Here is a 26,630-nt window from a genome sequence, read left to right as displayed (position 1 = left end):
AATCGGAGATGCCAACCATGCAAGAACAGGAACGGTGGCTCTCGGTCGAGGAGATTGCCGCCCACTTGGGCGTCAACCGGGACACGATCTACAAGTGGATAGAGCGGAAGCATATGCCTGCCCACAAGCTCGGTAAGCTTTGGAAGTTCAAGGCCACGGAGATCGACGAGTGGATACGGCAGGGCAAAGCAGGCGAAGATTCGCAGTCGGAATGAATATCGAAGCGAGCACATATCAGTGACTGACAAGGTACCACAACCCGGATCGATTGTACGAGGCTCTCTCTTTCCTGAGCCGGTGCAGGTCATCGTCTGTACGCCGCTGGGCGGCTCCGTGAAGCTCATCGGCAAGGGGCTTGACTCTGGCCAGGTCTACGAGCCTATCCTCGATGCACAACAACTCGCCGGACTGCGAGTCACTCCGGAGCAGCCGCCATTCGACGCCGACCCCGTGCAGTTCCGCCTGGGCGTGGAGGCGTTGCGGTTGGCGCTGGCTTACGAGTACGATCCGTATTTCTCGCTGTCCATCGCCCGGGTGGACCCACTGCCGCATCAGCTTGAGGCCGTCTACGACTACTTCATCAAGCTGCCACGCATCCGCTTTCTGCTCGCGGACGACCCCGGTGCAGGCAAGACGATCATGGCTGGCCTGCTGCTCAAGGAGCTGAAGATACGGGGGCTGGTCAAGCGGACGCTGATCGTCACCCCGGCGAATCTCACCTTCCAGTGGCAGCGGGAGCTGAAGGATAAGTTCCGGGAGAACTTCGAGATCGTTCGCGGCGACGTGCTGCGTGCCAACTACGGATCGAATCCCTGGCAGGACAAGAACCAAGTCATCACGTCGGTGTCGTGGGTTTCCCGCATCGAAGACGCGCGCGAAAGCCTGCTGCGGAGCCACTGGGATCTGATCATAGTTGACGAGGCCCACAAGATGTCGGCCTACAGTGCCGACAAGAAGACACTGGCATACCAGTTGGGCGAGCACCTGTCCGGCATGACGGACCACTATCTGCTCATGACCGCCACGCCGCACAAGGGCGATCCCGAGAACTTCTGCCTGTTCCTGCGGCTGCTCGATGCCGATGTCTATGGAGACGTGAAGAGCCTCGAAGAGGCCATGCAGCGAAACTCCGCACCGTTCTATCTCCGCCGCACGAAGGAAGCCTTGGTCACCTTCCCCGACCCGGATACCGGCCTGATCAGCAAGCTGTTCACCAAGCGGAATGTCCAGACAGTCGGGTTCCAGATCGACAGCGACGAGTGGGACCTCTATGACGCACTGACCCGCTATGTCGAGGACCAGTCCATCAAGGCCCAGGCCGCAAACGCTACCACCGGACGAGCGGTCGGATTCACCATGGCCATGCTCCAGCGCCGCCTGGCCTCCAGCGTCTACGCCGCCCGCCGAAGCCTCGAACGCATGAAGGAGAAGCGCGAGCGGATTCTCGAAGACCCGCAGGCGTACCGTCAGGAGCAGATCGCCAAGAAACTGCCGGATGACTACGACGATTTGCCGGAAGACGAGCAGCAGGAGATTCTCGCCCAGTTGGAGGACGTGGTCGCTTCCGTCGACCCAGGGGCGTTGCGCGAGGAGATTTTTCAACTGACCAAGCTCATCAATCAGGCCCGGATACTGGAACAGCGCGAAGTAGAGACCAAGCTCAGCCGATTGCGCGAGGTTATTTCGGAGCAAGGCGCTTTCCAAGACCCCGCGATGAAGCTGCTCCTCTTCACCGAGCACAAGGACACCCTCGACTACCTCGTCGGGAAGCTCAACGAATGGGGCTTGTCGGTTACCCAGATCCATGGCGGCATGAAGATCGGTGACCGCGACACACCCGGCAGCCGCATCTATGCGGAGCGCGAGTTCAAGGAATCCGCCCAGGTGCTGGTCGCGACCGAAGCGGCGGGCGAAGGCATCAACCTGCAGTTCTGCTGGTTCATGATCAACTACGACATCCCCTGGAACCCCGTCCGACTCGAGCAGCGCATGGGCCGCATCCACCGTTACGGTCAGGAGAAGGACTGCCTCATCTTCAACTTCGTCGCGACCAACACCCGGGAAGGTCGCGTTCTGCAGAAGCTCTTCGAGCGCCTGGAGCAGATCGAGGCCGACCTCGACCCCCTACGCACCGGCAAGGTCTTCAACGTGCTGGGCGACGTGTTTCCCGCGAATCAGCTTGAGAAGATGATCCGCGACATGTACCTGCACAACCAGACCGAAGAGAGCATCAAGAACCGCATAGTTGCCGAGGTCGATACTCAGCGGTTCCGGCAGATCACCGACTCCACTCTCGAAGGACTGGCCAAGAAGGAGCTAAACCTGTCGGCCATCGTTGGCAAGTCGGCGGAAGCCCGCGAGCGGCGACTCGTGCCGGAGGTGATTGAGGACTTCTTCGTGAGCGCCGGGCCGGTGGTCGGCATTCTTCCCAAGGAGCAGGCGGCCCGTAGCCATCTCTATCGCCTCGGCCGGGTGCCGCGCCACCTGTGGGCCATGGGCGACAAGCTCGAACCCCGCTTCGGGAAGCTGGGGCACGATTACAAGCAGATCGTTTTCGACAAAGCCCTGCTGGCCAAGGACGCGACCTCTGAATGGGTCACCCCCGGCCATCCGCTCTTCGAAACAGTACGCCAGACCCTGTGGGAGCAGGTTCGGGACGGCCTGACCAAAGGATCGGTGTTCTACGATCTGCACAGCAGCGTCGCCTACCACCTGGACGTCTTCTCCGCCTCCGTGAAGGACGGTATGGGCAACGTCCTCCATCGCCGCCTGTTCGTCGTCCAGGCAAGCCCATCGAGCGAACTGTCGGTCCGGCAACCGACCATCTTCCTCGATCTCACGGTCGCCCCCAGGGGCACCGCCGCCCCTTCGGCCGACGGCCTCGCCAGGCGGGATGCCCGCGAGCAAGCCCTCATGGAGAAGTGCCTCATCGCGTTCCTCGCCGAGGTCGCCGCGCAGCGCCAGAAGGATACCGAGACCATTCGTCGCCATATTGAGATCAGCCTCAACGAACTCATTCATCGCCAGCAATTGACCTTTGCCGGGCTCCACGAGCAGGCTGCGGAGCTGACCCCCACGCCACCGTGGCTGGCTGCCAGTATGAAGCAGTCCGAGGATCGCCTGGAAGAACTCAATCACCGGCGCGAGCAACGGCTGGCCGATCTCGAACGCGAGTGCCAGTGCACCATCGGCGATATCCAGCACGTCGGCTGTGCCTGGGTCCTGCCGCACCCGGAACGCACCTCGCCCGGCGTTGCACCCATGGTCCGGGACGACGAAATCGAGCGCATCGCCGTGCAGGCGGTGGTCGCCTACGAGGAGTCCCAGGGGCGCACGGTGGAGAGCGTCGAGTCCCAGAACCGGGGCTTCGACTTGATCTCCCGTCGCGCCCATCCCGAAGACCCGGCCACCGCCATCGAGGTGCGCTTCATCGAGGTCAAGGGACGATCCGCCGTTGGTGAGGTTGCGCTGACGACCAACGAGTACAAGACGGCGGAACGCCTCAAGAACGACTACTGGCTCTACGTGGTCTACAACTGCGGGTCAGCGCCTGATGTGCATGTGATTCGTAATCCGGCTCGACTGGGTTGGAAACCCATTGTGACGGTGGAGCATTATTTAGTTGGTGCGCACGATATCATAGCTGCGGAGAAAGGGCAAGCGAGGGAGAAACAGCCATGACGGCCAACCATTCGAAGTCAGAGAAGTGTCCTTCATCTATTGATGACAAGCGAGCAATGCTTTTGAACGCCCGTCTGCGTTTTTCGCCGACGGGTGCCAATATTCGAGAGCAAGCTGTTGAACGCATTGTTGAACAGCATCTTGCCTATGCGACTTCAGAAGGAATCCAACTGCGAGGATTGCACGCGGCTATCGCCTCGGCAGAAGGAGTGCCGATACTCAGCTTGCCAGAAGTCGAGGGGGCTCTTAAGCGCCTTGTATCGACCGGTCGGGTCCGAAAGAAAAAGGATCTATTTTCTCTCGCGGAAAAAGCTCTCGCTGATGTGGAAAACCAGATTCAACAGTCAATGACAAACTGGGAAAGCGTTTTGAAGAGCCTTTTTTCTGGTGCGCCGAAAGGACCAGATGCATATGCCGTCGCATTTACTGACACTCTCTGCAATATATTCTCCTGCTTGAGTGCCAGCGACATTGCTGTCCTAACAGGTAGGGAATCTGGCAGGGAGGGAGCAAACCATTTAATAGAGAAGGGGATTGAGTCGGCCCTATCAAAATGCGGTGTTCCTGATGACGATGCGTTCAAATATGGGGTTAACCGATTCTTTGAGGAAAGTAATCCATCTTTTGACGCCATTAAGTGGAACATGGCGCAGAATCATTTTGTTATTGCTGCTCTAGGCATCGCTCCTGCATCTCGACTGCTTTCGGATGACCTGCTCCGCGGTACTACTTTGTTCCTTGATACGAACGTACTGATTGCCGGCTTAGTGCCGGAAAGCAAAAACCATGGTGCATTCAGGGAAGTGGTGGGAGCCTGCAAACACCTTGGGATCGAGGTCAAGGTTGCCCATATTACGGTCGAGGAGCTGAGAAGAACTGTATTTGCAAATGCTTCTGTTTTGCGGCGTGCATATTCCGTCATACCGGCGGAAACATTGCCCAAAGTCCGATGCTTCCTTCTGGATGCATATAGGGACGCACTCGAAACCGATCCATCATTAGGCATAGATGACTTTCTTGATAATTTCAATCACCCCATGGATAGAATTCGTGAAGTGCTGGATGTTGAAGTCGAGGATGATAGATGGTTCGATCAGGAGGCCGATTCTCCTGAGACTCGGAAGCTGGCAAAATCCCTGGCATCCAAGGTTAAGGAAATGCGCCATAAAAACAAGACTGAAACAGCAGCAGTGCATGATGCCCTACTGATCCGATGGATCGATCAGCGTCGTGCGATAGGAGAATCTGACGCTCGTGTGGCAACGCTGGACCTTACTTTGGTCGCTACGGATCGCGAAGAAACTGAAACGCATCCTCGGACTATTACGTTGGATGCGCTTCTCCTATGGGCCGAGCCACACTGTATTTCCACAGAGAAAGCGGCAGAACATGTTGCGGCTGTCTACGCATCTGCTTTGCGATATCAACTCTTGCCGGCTGGTCAGTTCTTGGAAGCACGAGATTTTCTGGTTTTCGCGGATATGGAAATTGAAACGTCGCAGTTGCCTGCCAGCGACGTTGAGGCCTGCGTCAGAGAAATTCACTTACTCGGGCCAAATCTCGACCCAGGGAAGGCGGAAGACCGGGAAAAGATAGGCAGGACGATTCAGGGGTACTTTGCTGATCCTGGGGCCAAATTTCGGAAAGAAATGGCCAATCTCAATGCAGCCAATCGTAAGCTTGGTGAGCAACTTGACGCTGAACAAAAAGCTCGTGAGGTTGCGGAGAAGACGCTCTCTCAAGTTCAAGAGGAATTGGGCAAAACTAGAAATGCCCAAGAACAAACTCAGACCGCACTCGAACGGGAAGTATCGGCGCGAGAGGCGACGAGCACAGAACTAGACGAGGTCAGAAGGCAGACAGATCGTCTTCTTCGATCTGCCGAACGGGATCGATTAACGAGGTCCGTAATGAGAAGGTTCGTGTTCTTGGGGGTGCTGCTACTTCTTGGATGGGGATATGTAGGTTGGTGGGCTTTACGCGATGGGACTGGAGACAATGCTTTTCAGAAGTTGACCAATGCCTGGGGGTGGTTTGGCTGTGTAACCGCTATTGTGGCAGGTCTGTTATATTTTGTCATGGGGCGCGAACGAATGAAACACATAAAATGGTGGAAGGGGGATGATTAGTATCATGGATTCCACCACCCGCTACCCGAAACGCCTTATCGAAGTTGATCTGCCGATCAAGCGGATATCGGCACATGCCAGGCGGGAGAAATCCATCCGGCACGGGCATATCTCCACGTTGCACATCTGGTGGGCGCGGCGGCCATTGGCGGCCTGCCGGGCGGTGATCTGCGCCGCATTGTGGCCAGACCCGGCTGACGAGAACTGCCCGCCAGAGTTCATCGAAGCGGCGAAACGGGAGATGCTGGGTTGGGCTCCCTACGAACGGCAGGCCATGATGAGCGTGGAGAGCCAAGAGCGCTTCAACGCCGCCCGGAAAGATGCCGGATTATTCGATGATCCCGTGGAACTGCGCCACGCTCTCCTCGACTTCATTGCGGACTTCGCAAACTGGGACAACTCGACCAATCTGGACTACCTGGCGACGGCGCGGGCGTTGACCCAGGCGGCGCACGAGGCACTGGGCGGCGTGCCCGGCACCCGTCCGCTGGTAGTCGATCCCTTCGCTGGGGGCGGGGCGATCCCACTCGAAGCCCTGCGGGTCGGCGCGGACGCCTTCGCCAGCGATCTGAATCCCGTCGCCGTCCTGCTCAACAAGGTCGTCCTCGAATACATCCCGAAATACGGACAACGCTTGGCTGACGAAGTCCGCAAGTGGGGCCAATGGATCAAGGAACAGGCCGAGAAGGAACTCGTCGCGTTCTACCCGAAAGACCCGGATGGTGCCACGCCCATCGCCTACCTCTGGGCGCGCACAGTCCAATGCGAGGGCCCCGGCTGCGGCGCGGAAGTGCCTCTGATACGCTCGCTGTGGCTGGCGAAAAAAGGCAGTTGTTCGGTCGCGTTGCGGATCGTCCCTAACCCGGTGCAAAAACGGGTAGACTTCGAGATTATTCAGAATGCCAAGTCCGGCAATGTCGGCGAAGGAACCGTTCGGCGCGGCTCGGCGACCTGTCCCTGCTGCGGATTTACCACGCCGGTGGCCTCGGTTCGCGTGCAGATGAAGGCCCGCAAGGGCGGCGCAAATGATGCCCGATTGCTAGCTGTTGTCACCACGCGCAAAAACCAACAAGGGCGGCTCTACAGGCTGCCCACCAACGCAGATATCAAGGCCGTCTGCGATGCAACAAGCGAAATAGAGAAACGCGGGCAGTCCTGGAAAGGACCTCTATCGCTTGTGCCGAATGAGCCGCTTCCCCTAATGAGTGGTGTTTTTAATGTGCCGATCTATGGACACACTGATTGGGGCACATTGTTTACAGCGCGACAGGCGTTGTCGATAAGCACAATCGCACGACTGGTTGTTGATTGTGGGGCTACCTTGAACATGGCCGAGGATAACACGATGTCAACGGCGCTCAAGACTTGCCTCTCTCTCGCCATGGATAGGCAGGCTGACTACACCACGTCCTTGTGTAGTTGGCATTTAACTGGCGAGAAACTGAACCACACTTACGGTCGGCAAGCACTCGGGATGATTTGGGATTTTGCTGAAGTTTGTCCGTTCGCTAATGGAAGTGGAAACTTCGAAGGGGCATTTTCTTGGGTCGCGGATGTATGCGAACGAGTCGCGAGATCAACGATTGTTCAAGGGCATGTTGAGCGAGCATCTGCTACGGCGCATCCACTACCCGATAACAGTGCTAAGTTGTTTGCCACTGACCCCCCATATTACAACGCAGTTCCTTACGCTGATCTTTCCGACTTTTTCTACGTGTGGTTAAGGCGGACTCTAACGCCGGAGCATCCAGATCTCTTTACGGAAGACACCAGCCCTAAGGACCATGAATTATGTGAGATGGCTGGCTGGGATCCATTACGGTACTCGAATAAGAATGCCCAATGGTATGAACAACAAATGGGAATGGCGATGGCAGATGGCCGTCGTGTGCTATCTCCGGATGGCGTTGGCATAGTGGTTTTTGCACACAAGTCAACGTCAGGGTGGGAAGCCCAGCTACAGGCAATGATACAAGGAGGATGGGTTATCACCGGATCTTGGCCAATCGACACTGAGATGGGAGCTCGACTTCGAGCCCAGAACTCGGCTGTGCTTGCATCATCGGTTCACCTTGTGTGTCGCCCCAGAGAAGCTCCCGATGGCTCGCTGGTTCAGGGTAAGGTTGGCGAATGGCGCGAAGTGTTGGCGGAGCTTCCGAAGCGCATTCACGAGTGGATGCCACGCCTGGCGGCAGAGGGTGTTGTCGGCGCTGATGCGATTTTTGCCTGCCTTGGCCCCGCACTGGAGGTGTTCTCACGCTATGCGCGAGTCGAGAAGGCGAGCGGGGAACAGGTCAGTCTGCGGGACTACCTCGAACAGGTCTGGGCAGCGGTTTCACAGGAGGCTCTGCATCTGGTATTTGAAGGCGCAGATGCCAGTGGTTTCGAAGAGGACGCGCGGTTGACCGCCATGTGGCTGTGGACACTTGGTTCGGGTAATGGCCAGGAAACCGGCAACTCGGCCGATGCTGAGGATGGCGACGATTCCGACGAGGACAGCGGCTCAGCCAAGAAGAAGGTTTCCGGCGGCTACGTGCTCGAGTACGACACGGCCCGTAAGATCGCCCAAGGCTTGGGCGCACACCTTGAGACCCTTGGCACCGTGGTCGAGGTCAAAGGCGAGACGGCGCGGCTGTTGCCCGTGGCCGAACGCACGAAGGCGTTGTTCGGCAAGGATCAGGCCGATGCACCTGTCGGGCGCAAGAAGAAAAAGGATACCCAGCAGATGCTGCCGATGTTTCAGGAACTGGAACAGGCCGAGACCGAGTCGGGCTGGGGTGAGAAGGGCGCGCCGAAGGTCGGCGAGACCACGCTTGACCGCGTCCACCAGACGATGATCCTCTTCGCGGCGGGTCGCAGCGAGGCCCTGCGCCGCTTCCTGGTCGAAGAAGGCGTTGGCCGCGACGGCCGCTTTTGGACGCTTGCGCAATCGCTCTCGGCCCTGTATCCGACAGCCAGCGACGAGAAGCGCTGGGTCGACGGCATCCTGGCCAGGAAGAAGGGACTCGGATTCTAAAAGGAGACAGACGATGCTCAAAAAACTATATATCGACAACTTCCGCTGCTTCCAGAATTTCAAAGTGACCCTGGCCAAACATCAGCTCTGGCTGGGCAACAACGGCAGTGGCAAGACCTCGGCGCTGGATGCGCTGCGCAGCCTGCAACGCGTCCTGGCGGCACACAACGTGGCCGATGTATTCAAGCGCAGTTCGCTCACGGTCTGGGATACGCGGTTGGTACAGACCTTCCGCGTCGGATTGGAGATCGACGGTAAGGACTATGAGTACGAGTTGGCCATCGAGCACATGGATGGGGAAGAACGCTGTCGGATTCAGCAGGAAACACTTACTTGGAATGGCAGTACTTTTTACCGCTTCGACGGATCGGAAGCCCACCTGTACCGGATCAACAGTAGGTCTGGGAAGGTGGAGGAGGGAACGAAGTTCTCGGCCGACTGGAGCCGGTCCATGATCCCGAGCATTGCCGAGCGTGGCGACAATCGGCCGCTGATCCGTTTTCGCGAAGAGGTGCGCAAATGGCTGATTGTGCAGCCGATCCCCTTCGTCATGAAGGGATCCGCCAGAATCGAGTCACACGATTTGGGCCGCTACTGCGAAAACTTGGGCGAATGGTATCGGCACATTCTACAGGAAGCGCCGGGGATCGGATACGACGCACGGCAATTGCTGGAGCTCGTCATCCTGGGATTTGACGAACTGAGCCTGCGTGATGCAGGGGATTCCCGCATGTTGAAGGTAACCTTGCGGATCGGTAACAAAGATCATGTTTTCGATTTCTCCGACTTGTCCGATGGCCAAAGGCAACTGATCCTGCTCTATACGTTGTTGGCAGCACTGAAGAAGGGCGTATTCACAAATCTGTTCATTGATGAACCCAACAACTTCGTCTCATTGCGCGAGATCCAGCCGTGGATCGACGAACTCCATGATGTCTGCGATGATCAGGATCGCCAAGCCATTATCATCTCCCACCATCCGGAAGTCATCAACCGAATGGCGAGAGGTACGGAACGCTGGTTCACGCGCAAGGAAAACGGACCCGTTGAATGTAGGGACGAGTTGCCACAAACACCAGGATTGTCGCCCGCCGAGACTGTCGCAAGGGGGTGGACGGAATGAACAACCGTGCGTCACAAATTATCGTTCTGTGTGAAGATAAACTGCACGATGTTTTCGTGCGACGGTTTTTGAAGAAGTGGGGCGTAGCGAACCGTACCGTCCGTGTTCTCGACTATCCCCAGGGCGCGGGTTCGGGAGCTGCTTACGTCATTGCCAACTATCCGGAACAACTGAAGGCTGTCCGCAGCCGCAGCGCAGGAACAGCACTGATCGTCGTTGTCGACGCTGACAACAGAACTGTCAAGCAGCGAGCCGACGACCTGAAGAACTCGCTGAAACAAGCATCGATGCCGGATGTCGGTAATGATGAGCCTGTGTGCTGCGTCATTCCAAAACGTTCCATCGACACGTGGCTGAAATGGTTGCAGGGCGATCCTGTTGATGAAGAGATGTCCTACAAACAGCAACTGGGTTTCCGCATGAAAGAATCTGAGGCGCATTCACTAATTGACATACTTGCTGAAAAATGCAGGCGGCGGGAGAAGTTGGAGACACCACCAGATTCGCTGTCTAAAGCATGCGGCCAATTCGAAAAAATCCGCTCCGTGCTGTCGGGGGCGTGATAGAAGTGAGTTGGAGAACACGCAAAAATGCAGCGAAGATCAGGCGTCGCGTCTTCTTCGTAAGCTTCGGGATGAAACGCTGTTAAGACAGGAAGGAATGGGTAGAGGGGCGAAATATAGGAGAATAAACGCGCAGTAAAACGCGCGGGCTAGGCATAATCACGCGGCGCGTGTTTAACGCGCGTTTTGTGTGCGTTTCGGCGTCGGCAAGGCAACAAGAGACGCGCTGACGACGGTTCTGTAACTGGTTCACCAGCGCGTCTTCATAATGTAAATTCGGAAATCTCAAATCGGGAATCTCAAATGGCCACTCTACAGCCCTGGTACAAAGTCGTCTATCCTCGAGAAGACCTGCGGGAAGGGAAGCCGTTCGACGCTTCCGAGTTTGCCGTTCACCTGGATCAGGTACGCGACGGTCGTGCCAACCCTGACTACCAGGACCCCGCGCGCTTCTTCAGCAAGACCTATCTGACCAAGAGCCTGCTGGCCGTAGCCTCGGAGACGGTCCGGCGGATGGCGGGCATCAAGACGGAAACGTCGGCGGTCTTCAACATGACGACGCAGTTCGGCGGCGGCAAGACGCACACGCTGACACTGCTGTACCACCTGGCCACCGGCGGCAAGGAGGCGCGGAACTGGACCGGAGTCAAGGCGATCCTGGAGATGGCGGGTGTACCGGACGTCACACAGGCTGCGGTTGGTGTCTTCGTGGGCACCGAGTTCGATTCGATCACGGGACGAGGGGGGACTGACGGCACGCCGCTGCGCAAGACGCCGTGGGGCGAGTTGGCCTGGCAGATCGGCGGCGAGGAAGGTTTCAAGGTCGTCGCGGAGCATGATGCGAAACTCATCGCGCCGTCCGGCGAGGTGATCCGCGCGTTCCTGCCGAAGGACAAGCCGTGCCTGATCCTGATGGACGAGCTAATGAACTACGTGAGCCGCAACCGCAAGAGCGGTCTGGCGAGTCAGCTCTACAACTTCCTGCAAAACCTCTCCGAGGAAGCGCGCGGACAAGACCGGGTGGTGCTGGTGGCATCCATCCCGGCCAGCGAGCTTGAGATGAATGCCGAGGATCAGGCGGATTACGACCGATTCAAGAAGGTCTTGGATCGACTGGGCAAGGCTATCATCATGTCGGCCGAGGCCGAAACGGCAGAGATCATCCGCCGTCGTCTCTTCGAGTGGGACGGGGTAACGAAGGACGCAGAGAAAACCGTGGCCGCCTTCGCCGACTGGGCCGTAGAGCACCGGACGCAGGTGCCCGGATGGTTCCCGGTGGACAACGCGCGTGACGCATTCCGCGCCACCTATCCGTTCCACCCGGTGGTGCTGTCGGTCTTCGAGCGCAAATGGCAGCAGCTTCCGCGCTTTCAGCAGACTCGTGGCGTCTTGCGCCTGCTGGCGCTCTGGGTGTCCAAGGCGTACAGCGAAGGCTTCAAGGGCGCGCATCGCGACCCCCTGATCGGACTGGGTACCGCTCCCCTGGACGACCCCTTCTTCCGCACCGCCGCCTTCGAGCAACTTGGCGAGGCCAAACTGGAAGGTGCCGTGACAACCGACATCTGCGGCAAGCGCGACTCGCATGCCACGCGCCTGGATCGCGAGGCGACGGAGGATATCAAGAAGGCACGGCTGCACCGCAAGGCGGCGACGACGGTGTTCTTCGAGTCCAACGGCGGCCAGATGCGGGCGGAAGCAACCGTGCCTGAAATCCGCTTGGCGGTCGGCGAGCCGGAGCTTGACATCGGTCACATCGAGACAGTGCTGGAGACGCTAAGCCAGGAGTGCTACTACCTCTCAGTCGAACGCAACCGCTACCGCTTCAGCACCACCGAGAACCTGATCAAGCGCTACTCGGACCGTCGCGCGAGCATCTCGGAAAAGGCCATCGAGGAGCGCGTCCGTTCTGAGATACAGAAGGTGTTTACGGCAGAGGGAGGCATCGACCGCATCTTCTTCCCGGAGAAGAGCAACGCCATCCCCGACCGACCGGCGCTTACGTTGGCGGTTCTGGGGCCGGAACACTCGATGGAAGACGAACCGGAGACCAAGGCGCTGGCAAGAAGCATGACCTGGGAGTGCGGCAAATCCGGGCGCACGTTCAAGAGCGCCATCATCTGGTGTGTGGCGGAGTCGGGGCAGACACTGCGCGACGAAGCCCGCAAGGCCCTGGCCTGGGAAGCCATCGACGCCGAGAAGGATGACCTCCATATCGAGGACAGCCAGAAGCGTCAACTGGACGAGCAAGTCCGGCGGTCGAGGCGGGATGTCAAGGAAGCCGTCTGGCGCAGCTACAAGTTCCTGCTGCTGCTCGGCAAAGACAACCAGATGCGTAAGATCGACCTTGGGCTGGTCAATTCAAGCCAGGCAGCCACTCTCGTCGAGGTGATCCTCAAACGTCTGCGCGAAGATGGCGACATTGAGAAGAGCATCAGCCCCAACTTCCTGGTTCGGAAGTGGCCAGGGTTCCCCGAGTGGACCACGAAGGCAGTCCGCGATGCATTCTTCGCTTCGCCGGAGTTTCCCCGCCTGCTGAGCGTCGAAGGAGTCAAGGAAACCATCGCCAGGGGCGTCAGCCAAGGGATCATCGCCTACGCGGGGAAAAAACCCGACGGGCATTACGAACCCCTGTTGATCGACCGGGAAATGTCTGTCATGGAGGTCGAGATCTCCGAGGATGTGGTGATCCTCACTGCTGAGGAAGCCAAGAAGCACATCGAGCCGCCGAAACTCACGGCCTTGTCAGTCTCGCCACAGGATGTTCGGCTACGCCTTGGCGGCTGCACCAGCTTTGTGGCCAGAGGAACCGACCAGCACGGAAGGCCCATCGCCGTGACCGACCTAGCGTGGTTAGCCAAGGGCGGAGAGATTGATGGGAATGGCGCGTTTCGCGCGGGTCAGGATGAAGGCGAGTTCGTCGTCGAGGCAACCGCCGGTGGACTCAACACACACGCAACGGTGTTGATCACCAAGGAGGACGCTCCTCCATCCCCGCTGCCGCCCAAACCCAAGGCCGAAGCAAAAACGATGCAGTGGTCTGGGGCGGTCCCGCCTCAGAAGTGGATGAACTTCTACACCAAGGTCCTGGCCAAGTTCGCCACCAACAGCGACCTCAAGTTGACGGTGAAGTTCGAGGTCACCCCCGAGGGCGGATTGCCGCCGCATCGGATCGAGGAAACCAAAGCAACGCTGCGTGAACTGGGCTTGGATGACGATGTGACGTCGGGCGATTGAGGCGTGCGTGCGGGGGTCAGTCTCGATTCCACTCCTCTTCGATCTCATCGTCGATCCAGAGCAGGGAGACCACCATGCCAAGCGCCGGGATCGATCTGGAGTCCTCCAGAATACAGGAGCGATTGCCCGAAGAGACATTCTCCAGCCAGGCATCGGCGGGTATCTTCACCAGGCCGTTGGTGCTCTCTCCTTTGCCGTCAATGATCTCCCCGGCGGCCGTGTAAGGATGAGGGCGGCCCTGCTTGATCCTGTGTGTGAAGTGTGAACCGCGACGGAACCAGCATTTCCAGCCATTGCCGTTTCCACCGTTCCTGGTGCACACAACCAGCGCGGCTGGTTCGTGTGTGTACTCCACAAACTGTCGGGCAGATGCCAGATTGCTGGTGCCAAAGTCCTCTGCCAGAGCATCGATTACTCGGTGCTCAGGCCTGAGACCGACGAGGCGGGCCCCAAACAGGAAGCCAGGCATAAGCAGTTCAGCTGCAAACCCGTTGGCTTCGGCCTCTATTGATGAGTCGTCCCAAGTCGAAAGCTCACGGTGCCCATCCCATGGCGTACCTGGCGCGTGCAACACGGCATGTCCGATTTCGTGTGCTATCGTGAAGCGCTTCCGCCCACGGTGCTGAATGTCGCCGCTTACCCGGATCGTGCCACCATCGGTCCCACGAATCAGACGCCCAAGAGCATTCTTGAGCGCGCCCTCCTCGATCCGCAACCGTGCAACCCGCCAGGCAAGAAGCTCAAGATCGATTTCGTCAGGCTGTTCAACCGCGATATCCCGCAGAAGATCGACTGCTCGACTACGGCTCGTTTGTATCCTCAGGTTCCGCATTACCTTCCTCAGCGGCCATGATATCAGCAAGAAGCGAACGCAGATCTTCCTCCGAGCACTCGTCAGCCGACTTGTCTCTGAAAAACGCAACCGCCGCCGCCTGTGGTTGCCCAAATCCAGTGCCCAAAGCATAGGACTGAAGCATTCTCTTGACGGCAGCCAACGACATGCCCGCGACCTTGGTCTTCACGACCTGGGCGCGCCACACAGATCCTTCTTGGTCGGCTGCCGCTTGCGCCCGCAGATCAGCTTGATACGCCTTACGGACCATGTCCTTAACTCGTGCGACGGTGCCCTGAACGTCGACACCTTCATCCGTAAGGCGTGCCGACTCTTCGGCGACATCGCCCGATGGTGTATTCAAGAAGTCGTGCAGGCGACACCACTGTTTCAAGGCGTCACGGTTCATCAGTAGTCTCCAGTTTCTTCAGCACATCAGAACGCCGCCGCTCCAGCTTCCGTCGCAGTTCATAGACACGCTCGACCGGAATCCCGGTCAGTTCGGAAATGTCGCCAGGCTTGTCAAAACCCTCGATTACGGCATCGAATAGGTCGTTCAGCTCCGCGTCGCCCTGCATGTTGTCGCGCATCGCTGCGATGAATACTTCCGCATCATGCGCTAGGCCGTCGATGTTCTGGCACCTTGCGGCAATACGTTCCCATTCCTCGGGATCATCCACGTTGGCCATGGCCTCCCATTCCTTCAACCCGAACAGCCCTTTCCTGCTGAGCATGCTGTCGATTATGCTCTTGAGATGAGCTTCCAGGTCAGGATGCTTCACCGGGTCCCACTTCCGTTCCCCGGATATGACCTTGGCCACAGCTTCCTGCACGATGTCCTCCGCAGACTGACCGCCTGGCAGCAGGCGACTCGGATCGTAGATGTTGAACTTGGCGTGCCTGAGCAGCTTGGGTACCAGCATGTCCCAGTCGGCCTCGTATAATCGTTTGACAACGTCACTGTCCATGCGTGCCGTCCACTACTGAATGCGGAAGTGCGAAGATTTTTTGGGATTCCCGTCCCCAAAAGTGAATAGTGCTCCGCACTATAGCCTTGGAGGCCATAAACACAATGGTCGCCAAACATGAAACCTGGGCCTCCAGACCCGGAAGCGGTTCTTCCGGCGAGGAGTCCCCAAACACAAGGAGTCCTGCAATGGGCAAGAACCAGCACGTCGTGCCGCACGAAGGCGGATGGGGAGTCCGTGGCGAGGGGAATCGCCGCGTGACTTCCATCCATCCAACACAGGGAGACGCCATCGGGCGGGCAAGGGAAATCGCCATCCGCCAAAGGAGCGAGGTGGTGACCCACCGTCCGAACGGGCAGATTCGGGACAAGGACAGCTACGGTCCCGACCCGTGTCCCCCGAAAGACACCAAACACTGAGCCTAACGCCGGGCCGGGGCACCCCCGGCCCGGCACTTTCACAAACACCAAGATGAAAGGTAAGCGATGGTGCAATACAACCCAAAATCCGTCCTCCGCCAGGTCGGCAACCCGATGCTGAAGGCTTTCTTCGAGCATCATGGACACACCCTCGACGCGGACTGGGAGAACCTTGGTCCCCGTCAGGTCCAGGACATCTATGACGCCTATCTGAAGCTGCCGGAAGGGGATCGCCGCAATCTGGACATCGAGCTTCAGGGCATCCACACCATCGCCCAGATGGACGCTGGCGTGCGCCTGCTGATCGAGGAGGCGGTCTACCGCTGTCTTGGTTGGGTCTGAATCGAAATTTTGGCTGCCGATTTTTGGCCGGGGCTCTGCCCCGGACCCCGGAGTTTTCTTAGGCATGGAACTACCCGGCACACACCGTGGCTTTCAAGACACCGGCGGTATTACCCGCCGGCACGGTCTTAGCCGTTGTAGTTACACTGCCATCCCTGGACGGTTGCTCTCCAGCAGAGCCGTCTTCCGTTTCGCAGTGCGCAGTTAAACTAAGCTTGTTTTCCTGGAACGCCATCCGCCTCCTTTCTCTAGCGTCCTTCAGCTTCTGGCTGCGCAGAGCCTGGATAACTGGCGCATGACCCTCCAGCATGTCTCGCGGCGTGACATAGCCAATAGCGCTGTGAAGCCGGACATTGTTGTAGTAGTCAACGTAGTCATCGATGACTTTCTCCGCGTAGTCAAAATCATTAAGATGCTTACGGTTGAGACGCTCACTTTTGAGTGAGCCGTGAAAGCGTTCCTGCTTGCCATTCGACTGTGGATAGTATGGCGAGGTGTTGCAATAGGTGAAGCCACTCAAGGTGAGAAGTTCCCTGTATTCCTTGCAGACGAACTGCTTGCCGTTGTCACTGATCACTCTGCCTTTCGCCTCAGGAAAGCGTTCGACGCCTTGCTGGAACACGGCCTCGACGTCCAGCGCCTCGCCGTTCTTGCTGAGTCGATGTGCCACACAATAGCGGCTGTAACCATCAATGATCGAACACAGGTTGGCGGAAATGCCACCAACCTTGACGTGCGTAATATCAGTATGCCAATGATGGTGCGGGCCTAATGGTTGATGGAAACCTTTGCCTTTGCAGCCGGTCTTGCCGCTTCGGGGACGAAGCGCACTGGCGCGCTTGAGCACCGAATAGACTGTCGACGGGCTGGCGCAGGCTATGTTCTGATCCATCATCATGTAGGTGCATCGCCGGTAGCCATCGGTGGTATGGTCCAGGTAAAAATCCACGATCGCGTCAATCTCCTCCTGGGTAAGACAGTCCTCCCTGGGCACGAAATGCGCATGGGCCGTGGGCATTCCCGTGCGTGTGCGCCAGATGCTCAGCTTGCTTTCCGAAATACCTATCCACTGGCAGAAGAGTTTCGCGGCGAGGCCCGTCTTTGCCTTCCACTTGTCCACGAAGGCAATGGCCTCCTCCCGCACGCTGAGCTCAACCCACGCATTGCTCAGTTTGCCCCATTCTTTTTTTTTAGGGTGGTGAACGCCTCCATGATTTCACCGATGACATCCTGTTTGCGGGCAAGCTCGGTGTGAAGCTCCTCAATGCGACGATCCTTCTGCCGGTCCTGCTTGCGGAGGGACTGGTCAAAGAACGACGGGAGGCCGCTGATGACGTCCTTGCACCATTGCTCACATACGACCGGCGGCACGCGCAGGTCCGCGCAGATTGAGGATAGCGGCTCGCCATCTTGAAAGTGGCGGGTGATGGCTTGGACTTTGAGATTAGTCTGGTACTTCAATTTTGGCATCCTGGTGTTCCTTGATGGCTGGGCGATTGACTGAATGTAATCGCGGTTAAGGGATGATGCCAAAATTTCGATTCACCGATGGGCAGAACACCACGGTCTCGATGTGGCCGCCGCGCTCGACACACTCGACAGCCGCTACGACAAGGCCGTGTGGATGCTGATCAATCACGACGAGGTGTGGGACAAGGCCGCCATTCTGGCCCACGCGGATTCGCTGCAGGAACGTTCCTGGCACAAGCGCAACGGCCTGCCCAAGGAGCCCCCCGACCTGTCTCCGGCGGCGTTGCAACAGCTCCAGACCGACATCTCGGCATTCTTCTGGCAAGCCCAGGGCCGGGGCAAGCTCTGCCATATCGAACCCCTGCGGCGCAACGCCCACCAGGACTACCTATTCGTCTACCTGGGCGATCATCCCGACACGGAGATCATCTGGGAATCCGACGGGAGCTGGTGTCAACGCCAAGTTGAAAGTGTACCATTAGCGGCAGCGGGGAGTGTCCATTTCTGGCATTCGTTGTGGCCCCACTTCCGGGCGATTTTTTCTTCTGCATTTTCTTGACGGCTTTCAAAAGCAAGCAAGCCGTTTCTTCATTTTCTTCGCATATTCATCCTCTATCTGTTTCAACCGTATGCCCCTGCTTTCCGGAGGATATGCGATGCCGCCTAGGCCCGACTTTGTCTGTTCAATAAGCCGGGGGTGGAGCGCGGAAACGGGCCGCGAGCGGGTGCGTAGAGTTCTCGTATCTATGGAACGAGAGAGCAACGGAGAGTTCTGGCTGTCCGGGACGGGTTTGCGGGCCGCAGGGCGGCGCGGACGGGCGGAGGATAGAGCGCGCCCGGGGAAGGGAGAGCGGCGGCGCGCGTGATGCAAATCTCTTTGGGTGAGCGGGATTTGTGGGTGGAAAGAGGGACGGCCCGCCGGGGGGCTGGCCGTTAAGCGCAGGCCCCGATGGTTCGGTGCCGAAAAAGAATGGCTCAAAACACCACTGACATGCCTAATGCGGAATGGTTAACCGGCGACTGAACGGCCAGGTTCAGCGCGGGGTGCTAGCCGAGCCGCCAGCCGAGTCGCGGCGGCCGCACCAGGTGCAGACTCTGGGCATGACCGCCTCGGCATGGTCCCGGCATATCTGGAATTGGACGTCACAGGACGACAGCGTGATGTCATTGCGCACCCGCGACTGCCGGGTGTAGATGGCATACGCAGAACTGGGAGGCCGGTGGGCGGTTGTTCCTGCGCGTTGGGGCATGGCTACCGGTTCTCACGGTGGTGCTGGACATTCAGCGCTTTCCACTGCAGGAGAGGATGGGCCAGAATGCGCGCGCCCATCTGGGTGTCGTCGGTCAGAAGACTGGGCACGATCTCGCCGTGGTCGAGCAGGCGATCCAGGAATTCGGCTTCCTCGGGTGTGAACTGCACCAAACTGGCCAAGCGCTCCCGGCAGACCTCGACCATCCGTACCGCCCAATCTGCTTCGAGCGATTCCCGGACAGAACGGCTCAACACTGGCAAGAGCCGGTGTTCCAGTTCGAGAGCATCGCAGCCCACGTCGTCCAGCGAGATGGTTCGCCAGTCGCGGCGGTTCATGGCTCCATAGAGAACGAAGGCAAGCCGCAGGCGGTCGGCGTCGAGTCCCCCGGCAGTCAACAGTCCGTGCGCATCGAACACGTCCCGGCTGGCTTGGCGGGCGAACAGCGCAGCCAGCTTGCCCGCCGCCAGTTCGTGCAGGTCGAGGACGGGGATACCGCTGGCGGCATACGTGCCCACATCCACCGATCTCATCGAGGCGACCGGCCACAGCGGGACACGGAACATGAAGTTCAGGTCGACCTCCAGGTTACCGCTGCCGCCGAGCGCGCTGCCGTAACGCAGACGCCACTTGCCGCCTGCATGGTCACTCGGAACACGGGCCACAGACAGTTCCTCGCGCTGGCAGACGACCTGCACGGCCCGCTCCACCTTTTCACGGTCGGCAAGCATCTCCTCCCGACCAACCGCGCCGACGTAGTTCAGGTCAATGTCGACCGACAGGCGGGGCAGGCCGAAGAAGAACAGGTTGAGGGCGGTACCGCCTTTCAGTGCGAGGCGTCCACCAAGCGCCGGATGCCGCTGGAACACGGTCAGTAGATTGAGCAGGTGGATGACCTTCTCCAGTACCTCCGGTCGGAATCCGGTCGCCTCGGCTTCGGCCATCAGACGTTCGCGTGAGAGCCTCATCTTTCGGCCTCCCACGTCCGGTTCAACACCTCCTCGGGGACGATCAAGTTCCAGGCCGCGACAAGTCGGCCTGATCTTCCACGCTCCAAGTAGTGCGGCTGGCGCGAGCGGACTTCTCGCAGCCTGTCGAGTTGGCTCGCCGCCACTGTAAGCTGCTCCTGGTGCTGTTCGAGGAAGAAGCCGACCTTCGCGGCCGTCGTGGCGTTACGCAGAAGCAGGGCATACTCGACAACCTGGCTGATGTCGTAGTACTCGACCGACTCGGCTGAGCGCCAGATTTCCTCCCAGCCGCCGCCGAGGTCCGGGCGGTCAAGCACATCGACCAGCGATCTTTCCAGGGAGGCAACACGGACATCCTGGCCAAGGCGGTCAAGCGTCTCGACGCCGAACAACACCTGGTCCTGGTCCCGCAATGCCCGTGGATATGGGACGCGGCGGAAGCGGTGCCCATGCATCTGACGCGGCTTGATGGCGGCCTTGCTCAGGAATACGACATCGTCCGATACGGCATGGCTCCGCCCATGGAACTGAAAGGCCGAGCGGTAGGCGATCACGGCGTCATCCGCCAACTTCGACGCCACCAGCCAGGGATCGGGAACGAACGAGGATGGATCGGTTCCGGTCGGCACGCTGGCATACAGGCCGCGCTGAAGCTGCACGACATGTCCGGCGCGAACGTGATAGGCAAGCCGGGCGTTGGCGGTTCCCCGGTCAGTCGAGTAGTCTTCGCCCAACGCCTCTTCGATCTCCACCCGCGTGAACACCGGGTGCTTGGCCAGGAATGTTCGCATGTCCATGCTGTACTCTCGCGTTTGATCCAACGATCCTTAAGTGATAGTTAGTTTATCGCTTGGGGCATCCTGTGTCAAGTCCGTCTAAAAGGAAACTACCGAGGCTGTCGGTGCGGGCGGACAAAACCGTCGGCCGCTGGCGCGGGTCCGCCAGCGGCAACGCCTCCGTGGCGGGGCGTGGCCGGAAGCCCATTTAACAGCGCTTCGGAGGGAACAGTGAACGGGCCAAGTTACATGATTCCAGGCACTTCGAGAGCAATAGAGAGGCGTTGGCTTGCTCTACGCCAAGCGCATCGCGGCGCGACCGCCACAGGGCCGCTCAATAAGCCGGGGGTGGAGCCGTCGGGACGTCCCGGAGACGGGGCGAAAACGGGCCGCGCGCGGGTGCGTAGAGTTTTTGTCTCTATAGAGCGCGAGAGCACCAGAGAGTTTTGGCCGTCTCGCGGCGGTTTTCGGCCCGAACGGCGGCAGGAACGGCGGGAGGATAGAGCGCGCCGGGCGGCGAGAGAGCGGCGGCGCGCGCGTCACAAATCCCTTTGGCTGAGCGGGATTTGTGGCCGGAAAGCGAAACGGCCCACCGGATGGCAGGCCGCTAAGCGCAGGCTCCAGAATGATGGAGCCGAAAAAGAATGGCTCCGGCAGCTGGATTCGAACCAGCGACCAAGTGGTTAACAGCCACCTACTCTACCGCTGAGCTATGCCGGAACAATGAAAATGTCTTTTGTGCTGAAAACGGCATATAAGCTAACTGCCGAATCGTCGATTGCAAGCAGCGACGCCGGACTTCAGAGAATTTTTCGTAATCGGTCAGTAACCACCCCGGTGGGGAAAACACCGGGGACAATTTGCCGGAAACCCACGGCCAGTCGCCGCCCAGCTATTCGACCTTTATTTCCGCCGACCTTTGCGGCAGCGGAGGCATAGCGGGCCCAGAGTAGCAGCGGCTTCCAGCCGCTGTGTGCACGGCTCGTGCGGCGGGGGAGACGGGCCGGGTACGGTCGGCGTGGATGACGAGGACGGTTTAATGAGCCGTCTTGTCGGAGTGGGCGAGACGCCCACTCCACGGCCGCGAGACGTAATCGGTCAGTAACCACCCCGGTGGGGAAAACACCGGGGACAATTTGCAGGAAACCCACGGCCAGTCGCCGCCCAGCTATTCGACCTCTATTTCCGCCGACCTTTGCGGCAGCGGAGGCATAGCGGGCCCAGAGTAGCAGCGGCTTCCAGCCGCTGTGCGCACGGCTCGTGCGGCGGGGGAGACGGGCCGGGTACGGTCGGCGTGGATGACGAGGACGGTTTTATGAGCCGTCTTGTCGGAGTGGGCGAGACGCCCACTCCACGGCCGCGAGACGTAATCGGTAAGTGTACACCCCGGCGCTTCGCTGGGACAATTTGCCGGAAACCCACGGCCCGCCGCCGCCCAGCCATCCGACCTTGATTTCCGCCGACCTTTGCGGCAGCGGAGGCATAGCGGGCCCAGAGTAGCAGCGGCTTCCAGCCGCTGTGCGCACGGCTCGTGCGGCGGGGGAGACGGGCCGGGTACGGTCGGCGTGGATGATCGGGGCGGGTTAATGAGCCGTCTCGTCGGAGTGGGCGAGACGCCCACTCCACGGCCGCGAGACGTAAACGGTCAGTAACCACCCCGGTGGGGAAAACATCGGGGACAATTTGCAGGAAACCCACGGCCAGTCGCCGCCCAGCCATTCGACCTTGATTTCCGCCGACCTTTGCGGCAGCGGAGTCATAGCGGGCCCAGAGTAGCAGCGGCTTCCAGCCGCTGTGTGCACGGCTCGTGCGGCGGGGGAGACGGGCCGGGTACGGTCGGCGTGGATGACGAGGACGGTTTAATGAGCCGTCTTGTCGGAGTGGGCGAGACGCCCACTCCACGGCCGCGAGACGTAATCGGTCAGTAACCACCCCGGTGGGGAAAACACCAGGGTGGTTACTGACCGATTACGCTGGGGGGCGCCGATTTTTGCGCCTGCGGCTTGTATGGCTGGCGGGTGATTTATATTAGCGCTTTGCTTGAGTGGCCGTATGGATAGCAGCCGCCCCGCCCGCGCAAAGGACGACAGACCGCCTGGCCTGTAAGCGTCATGTGTGGCCCGCCATGGATCATGGTGGTGCCCGGACAAGATGAACACAGGAGTTCTGAACATGAACGGCGCGACATTGTTGGGTGTTACTCTGGTCTATTTTCTGCTGGCGTACTGCATTTACGGCCGGAAACTCAAGGCCATCTTCGGCATTGAGAGCAAACGCGAATGCCCATCCAAGCGCCTGCGAGACGACATCGACTACGTGCCGACGCCGATGATGGTGCTTTTCGGGCATCATTTTGCGTCCATTGCCGGCGCTGGGCCGATTGTCGGGCCGATTGTGGCTGCTTACCTTGGCTGGGGGCCGGCCTGCCTGTGGATATTGCTGGGTTGCGTTTTCATTGGCTCCATGCACGATTTTGCGGCGATGTTCCTCTCGGTGCGCAACGACGGTCGTTCCATTGCCTACGCCATTGAGCGCGAGCTGGGCTATTTCGGCCGGCAGCTCTTCCTGTCCTTCTGCTTTGCGGCGCTGATCCTGGTGGTGGCGATTTTTGCGCTACTGGTCGCGCAGTGTTTTGTCGCCACGCCGGCCGTGGCCACGGCGTCCGTGCTGTTCATTGCGATGGCGCCGCTGTTTGGCGTCGCCGTCGGTCGCAAGATTCTGAGTCTGGCCGAGGCGAGCCTGATTTTTGTGCCGATACTGTTTGCCTGCGTGTGGCTGGGGACGCTGATCCCCCTGGATCTGGTGGCGGCGCTGGGCACGGCGCAGCGGGCGACGTCCGCGTGGATTATCATGCTGCTCTACTATGCGGCCGTTGCCTCGATCATTCCGGTGTGGGTGTTGCTGCAGCCGCGTGACTACCTCAATTCCTACCTCCTGTACGCCATGATGATATTGGGCATTGCGGGCATTTTCCTGTATCGGCCGGAAATGGCCATGCCGGCCTTCGCGGTGTCGGGAAAAACCATTCCCAAGCTGTTTCCGCTGTTGTTTGTGACGGTGGCCTGCGGGGCCTGCTCGGGTTTCCATGCGCTGGTGGCCTCGGGGACTTCTGCCAAGCAGCTCGCCAGCGAACGCCATGTCCTGCCGGTGGCCTATGGCGGCATGCTGGTCGAGGGCATTCTGGCGATCATCGCGCTGATCAGCGTCGGCTACCTCGATATGTCGGCCTTCGAACAGCTGCTCAGTGGCGCGGACAAAGTGCCGCCGCAGGTCGCCTTTGCCCGCGGCCTGGCGACCTTCAGCACCAAACTCGGCCTCCGCTACGATGTCGGGGTCAATTTCGTCAGCCTGGCCATATCGGCTTTTATGCTGACGACTCTCGACACCGCCACGCGCCTCACCCGCTTCGTCTGGCAGGAACTGCTGATGCCGCAATCGCCGGCGGCCACTGCGGCCGCGCCTGTCACGCCTGCCGCCGCTGCTGGTGGCTTCCGCGGTTTTTTGTCATCGCGCTGGACCGCGACACTGATCGTGGTGATATTGGCGGGCTATCTGGGCCTGTCGGGCGGCGGCCTGCGCATCTGGCCGGTGTTTGGGGCCTCCAATCAGCTGCTGGCGGCGCTGACGCTGCTGGCGGTGACGCTGTGGTTGATTCGTGGCAAACGGCCGGTACTGTTTGCCATGTTGCCGATGTTTTTCATGACGATTATCAGCATCTGGGCGCTGGTCTGTCTGATTATGGACAACTGGCAGAAGTCCTGGCCGCTGGTAGCGGTAAGCATCATCCTGCTGGTGCTGGCGCTGCTGTTGCTTGGCCTGGCGGCCCAGGCTGTGCATAAGGCCCACGCGCTGCGGGCGGCAGGCGCGCGCAGTGGCAACTAGGCAGTGGGCGGTGCCAGCGGCGGCAGTTTGCACGCGGCTGGTTGACCGGCCGGTGGATTTTCAACGAACGACGAAAGGACGACGAGGAAGCCATGATCATATCCTGCACACGCCGTGACGCCGAGAATCGCCGTTATGTCCCCCTGCCCATTGGCAATGGCGATCTGTCTTTGCAGATTGATTACTGCGGTTCCATGGAGCCGCGCGAGTACTCCGGCCATATGACGCCGGTGATCTGCCGTGCGGGCGTGCGCTACGATTTTGGCTCCCGGCCACTGGTGCGCTTCGGCGCCTTCCAGTGCGGTCCCGAGGGCGCTGGCGAGGCCGTGGACTGGGAGCAGAGCCTCGACCCATGCTACGGCATCGTGGCCTCGACCACGACCTACGCCGATGGCCGGCAACTGCAGGCCAGCAGCTTCTGCTTGCTCGATCGCAACGTCGTTGTTCTCCGCCGCCGCCTGAGCGGCCAGGGCGATTTCGTCTTCACCTACACGCTGAAAGGCCGGCGGATGCGTGCCACCGGCATGCCTGGCACCGGCATTGAGTACCACATTGACGGCCAGAGCCAGTACCGCGGCACGATTTTCATCGTCGCCGACCAGCCGGTCACGACGGAGGTCGAGGACCGCAGTGGGCCCCTCGGCGACTGCGATGTCACCTGGACCATCCGCTCCTCGGCGCCGGAAATCACGTTGTTCATGGCCTTCGACGACTGCGTTCCCGCGCAGCTGCTCGCCCTCGGTTACGACGGCCTCCTCGCCGAGCAGCGCCGACTTTGGGACGAGTACTGGGAAGAAGGCTGGGTTGAATTGCCTGACAAAAAGCTCCAGGAGGTCTATGCCACCTCCCAGTACCACCTGCGCATCAACGCCACCCGCTGGTCAATGCCCGTCGGCCTTTTCCCGACCCATTGGGAGGGCCGCTACTTCGGCTTCGACGAAATGTTCATGTTCCGCGGCCTGGCCAGCTCCGGCCACTTCGGCGTTGCCCGTCGGGTGCCCGAATTCCGCCGCAGCCACCTTGACGCCGCGCAACAGCGCGCCCACCGCTATTTCGGCAAGAGCGGCGGTGCCGCCCATTTTGTGTGGGAGACCGTGGAAGTGCCCGGCGTCGAAGGCGCCCCGCCCGGATTCTGGCTGGAGCACATCTTCCACATGTCCACCATCGCCTGCTGCGCGAACGACTTCTACCGCTACACCGGCGATCGCGACTATCTGCAACAAACCGGCTATCCGCTGCTGCGCGCCTGCGCGGAATTCTTCCGCGTCCACGCCATCAATGAAGATGCCTCCGGGCGGATCTATGTTGGTAAATGCACGGACCTGGAGCGCCTCGGCGCCGCCCGTGAAAACGCCTACATGACCAGCTGCGGCGCCATCAATACCCTCAATGCTGCGGCAGACGCCGCCGTCGTTCTCGCCGAAGACAAGGAACTGGCCGGCGAATGGCGACGCCTCGCCGACGGCCTCCGGCGCTTCCTTCCCAACGACGGTGAAAAGTACATCCCCTACCCGGGTTGTCCCGACAAGAGCGTCGCTGTTTTCAGCGGCATCTTTCCCTTCCCGGCACTGCCGCAGGACGACCCGCTGCAGCGCCGCGCGCTGGACGACTTCCTCGCCGTCGCCGAAACCGCCGGCAACATGTACCCGGTAGGCACGGCGGTCTGCGCGTGGTATGCGTCATGGATGGCCATTGTCTATGCCCGCTTGGGCGATGGCGACGCCGCACTGGCGCTGCTGAGCAAGGCCGCCGCCGCGACTGGCTGCTTCTCGGAGATATTCGAGATATATGAAACGGGCCACCACCCATGGTTCACGACGGCCGAAGGCAGTTTTGTCCAGGCCATCAACGAACTGCTGGTCCAGGACGGCCGTGTCGGCGCGGCCATGCCGTCAAGCTGGGACCACGTGGCATTCAAACTACCGGGGCTCAACGGCAAGATCATCACCGCCCAAAACTGATAACACCACGCCGGAT

At 59.7% G+C, this 26,630-nt stretch carries 20 protein-coding genes and 1 tRNA gene; 13 read left to right on the top strand and 8 right to left on the bottom strand.

Features of this window, described 5'->3' with window-relative positions:
- Positions 1-17 precede the first annotated feature (17 nt).
- The 7 genes from J3R75_RS07685 (at position 18) to J3R75_RS07655 (ending at position 13,746) form a co-directional block, all read left to right on the top strand.
- Entirely contained in the window at positions 18-215 is a 198-nt protein-coding gene (locus tag J3R75_RS07685; RefSeq protein ID WP_307260912.1) for a helix-turn-helix domain-containing protein, read from the top strand.
- Between the two features lie 22 nt (positions 216-237).
- A complete protein-coding gene (locus tag J3R75_RS07680; RefSeq protein WP_307260910.1) occupies positions 238-3,681 on the top strand; it encodes a helicase-related protein in 3,444 nt (1,147 codons plus the stop codon).
- Positions 3,678-5,810, top strand: a complete 2,133-nt coding sequence (locus J3R75_RS07675; RefSeq protein ID WP_307260909.1) for a hypothetical protein — start codon at positions 3,678-3,680, stop codon at positions 5,808-5,810. Before J3R75_RS07680 ends, J3R75_RS07675 begins: the two co-directional genes overlap by 4 nt.
- A 4-nt stretch (positions 5,811-5,814) precedes the next feature.
- Positions 5,815-8,826, top strand: coding sequence for a DUF1156 domain-containing protein (locus J3R75_RS07670; protein WP_307260908.1), 3,012 nt, complete (start codon positions 5,815-5,817; stop codon positions 8,824-8,826).
- Between the two features lie 13 nt (positions 8,827-8,839).
- Complete coding sequence (locus tag J3R75_RS07665; RefSeq protein ID WP_307260906.1) at positions 8,840-9,949, top strand: AAA family ATPase; 1,110 nt, start codon at positions 8,840-8,842, stop codon at positions 9,947-9,949.
- Positions 9,946-10,512 (top strand): hypothetical protein, encoded by a 567-nt coding sequence (locus J3R75_RS07660; protein WP_307260905.1) that lies wholly within the window; start codon positions 9,946-9,948, stop codon positions 10,510-10,512. The genes J3R75_RS07665 and J3R75_RS07660 overlap by 4 nt, the downstream gene beginning before the upstream one ends.
- Before the next feature lie 303 nt (positions 10,513-10,815).
- Positions 10,816-13,746, top strand: a complete 2,931-nt coding sequence (locus J3R75_RS07655; RefSeq protein WP_307260904.1) for an ATP-binding protein — start codon at positions 10,816-10,818, stop codon at positions 13,744-13,746.
- A gap of 16 nt (positions 13,747-13,762) precedes the next feature.
- Here J3R75_RS07655 and J3R75_RS07650 read toward each other — a convergent pair whose 3' ends face one another.
- Genes J3R75_RS07650 through J3R75_RS07640 form a run of 3 tightly spaced genes read right to left on the bottom strand, consistent with a single transcriptional unit; the run spans position 13,763 to position 15,546 of the window.
- The gene (locus J3R75_RS07650; RefSeq protein WP_307260903.1) at positions 13,763-14,578 is read right to left on the bottom strand and encodes an ImmA/IrrE family metallo-endopeptidase; all 816 of its coding nucleotides are present in this window, start codon (positions 14,576-14,578) and stop codon (positions 13,763-13,765) included.
- The gene (locus J3R75_RS07645) at positions 14,547-14,987 is read right to left on the bottom strand and encodes a hypothetical protein (protein WP_307260901.1); all 441 of its coding nucleotides are present in this window, start codon (positions 14,985-14,987) and stop codon (positions 14,547-14,549) included. Before J3R75_RS07645 ends, J3R75_RS07650 begins: the two co-directional genes overlap by 32 nt.
- Positions 14,977-15,546 (bottom strand): sigma factor, encoded by a 570-nt coding sequence (locus J3R75_RS07640; protein ID WP_307260900.1) that lies wholly within the window; start codon positions 15,544-15,546, stop codon positions 14,977-14,979. The genes J3R75_RS07645 and J3R75_RS07640 overlap by 11 nt, the downstream gene beginning before the upstream one ends.
- 188 nt (positions 15,547-15,734) lie before the next feature.
- On the opposite strand from J3R75_RS07640, the gene J3R75_RS07635 reads away from it, so the two are divergent.
- Together J3R75_RS07635 and J3R75_RS07630 are read left to right on the top strand one after the other, a co-directional pair.
- Positions 15,735-15,965 (top strand): DUF2188 domain-containing protein, encoded by a 231-nt coding sequence (locus tag J3R75_RS07635; protein ID WP_307260899.1) that lies wholly within the window; start codon positions 15,735-15,737, stop codon positions 15,963-15,965.
- A 66-nt stretch (positions 15,966-16,031) separates the two neighbouring features.
- Positions 16,032-16,307, top strand: coding sequence for a hypothetical protein (locus J3R75_RS07630; RefSeq protein ID WP_307260898.1), 276 nt, complete (start codon positions 16,032-16,034; stop codon positions 16,305-16,307).
- Positions 16,308-16,377: 70 nt separating this feature from the next.
- Here J3R75_RS07630 and J3R75_RS07625 read toward each other — a convergent pair whose 3' ends face one another.
- Both J3R75_RS07625 and J3R75_RS07620 read right to left on the bottom strand, forming a co-directional pair.
- A complete protein-coding gene (locus J3R75_RS07625) occupies positions 16,378-17,451 on the bottom strand; it encodes an IS3 family transposase (RefSeq protein WP_307260896.1) in 1,074 nt (357 codons plus the stop codon).
- Positions 17,452-17,474: 23 nt separating this feature from the next.
- Entirely contained in the window at positions 17,475-17,777 is a 303-nt protein-coding gene (locus tag J3R75_RS07620; RefSeq protein ID WP_307260895.1) for a hypothetical protein, read from the bottom strand.
- A 103-nt stretch (positions 17,778-17,880) separates the two neighbouring features.
- Here J3R75_RS07620 and J3R75_RS07615 point away from each other — a divergent pair, with 103 nt between their 5' ends.
- The gene (locus J3R75_RS07615) at positions 17,881-18,336 is read left to right on the top strand and encodes a hypothetical protein (protein ID WP_307260894.1); all 456 of its coding nucleotides are present in this window, start codon (positions 17,881-17,883) and stop codon (positions 18,334-18,336) included.
- Between the two features lie 693 nt (positions 18,337-19,029).
- On the opposite strand, the gene J3R75_RS07610 is transcribed toward J3R75_RS07615, so the two are convergent.
- From J3R75_RS07610 to J3R75_RS07600, 3 genes are all read right to left on the bottom strand, one after another.
- Positions 19,030-19,971, bottom strand: coding sequence for a nucleotidyl transferase AbiEii/AbiGii toxin family protein (locus J3R75_RS07610; RefSeq protein ID WP_307260893.1), 942 nt, complete (start codon positions 19,969-19,971; stop codon positions 19,030-19,032).
- Positions 19,972-19,991: 20 nt separating this feature from the next.
- Entirely contained in the window at positions 19,992-20,792 is an 801-nt protein-coding gene (locus J3R75_RS07605; protein ID WP_307260892.1) for a type IV toxin-antitoxin system AbiEi family antitoxin domain-containing protein, read from the bottom strand.
- 624 nt (positions 20,793-21,416) lie between these two features.
- Positions 21,417-21,491, bottom strand: a tRNA-Asn gene (locus J3R75_RS07600).
- A 657-nt stretch (positions 21,492-22,148) separates the two neighbouring features.
- Between J3R75_RS07600 and J3R75_RS07595 the strand changes: the two genes are divergently transcribed.
- From J3R75_RS07595 to J3R75_RS07585, 3 genes are all read left to right on the top strand, one after another.
- The gene (locus J3R75_RS07595) at positions 22,149-22,271 is read left to right on the top strand and encodes a hypothetical protein (protein WP_307260891.1); all 123 of its coding nucleotides are present in this window, start codon (positions 22,149-22,151) and stop codon (positions 22,269-22,271) included.
- Between the two features lie 672 nt (positions 22,272-22,943).
- Complete coding sequence (locus J3R75_RS07590) at positions 22,944-24,653, top strand: carbon starvation CstA family protein (RefSeq protein WP_307260890.1); 1,710 nt, start codon at positions 22,944-22,946, stop codon at positions 24,651-24,653.
- Between the two features lie 92 nt (positions 24,654-24,745).
- On the top strand, positions 24,746-26,614 hold the full coding sequence (locus tag J3R75_RS07585; protein WP_307260889.1) for a glycosyl hydrolase family 95 catalytic domain-containing protein: 1,869 nt from the start codon (positions 24,746-24,748) through the stop codon (positions 26,612-26,614).
- Positions 26,615-26,630: the final 16 nt, after the last annotated feature.

The sequence above is a fragment of the Oligosphaera ethanolica genome (assembly GCF_030814695.1).
GTDB classification, from domain to species: domain Bacteria; phylum Verrucomicrobiota; class Lentisphaeria; order Oligosphaerales; family Oligosphaeraceae; genus Oligosphaera; species Oligosphaera ethanolica.
This window is presented reverse-complemented; position numbering and strand designations above follow the sequence as displayed.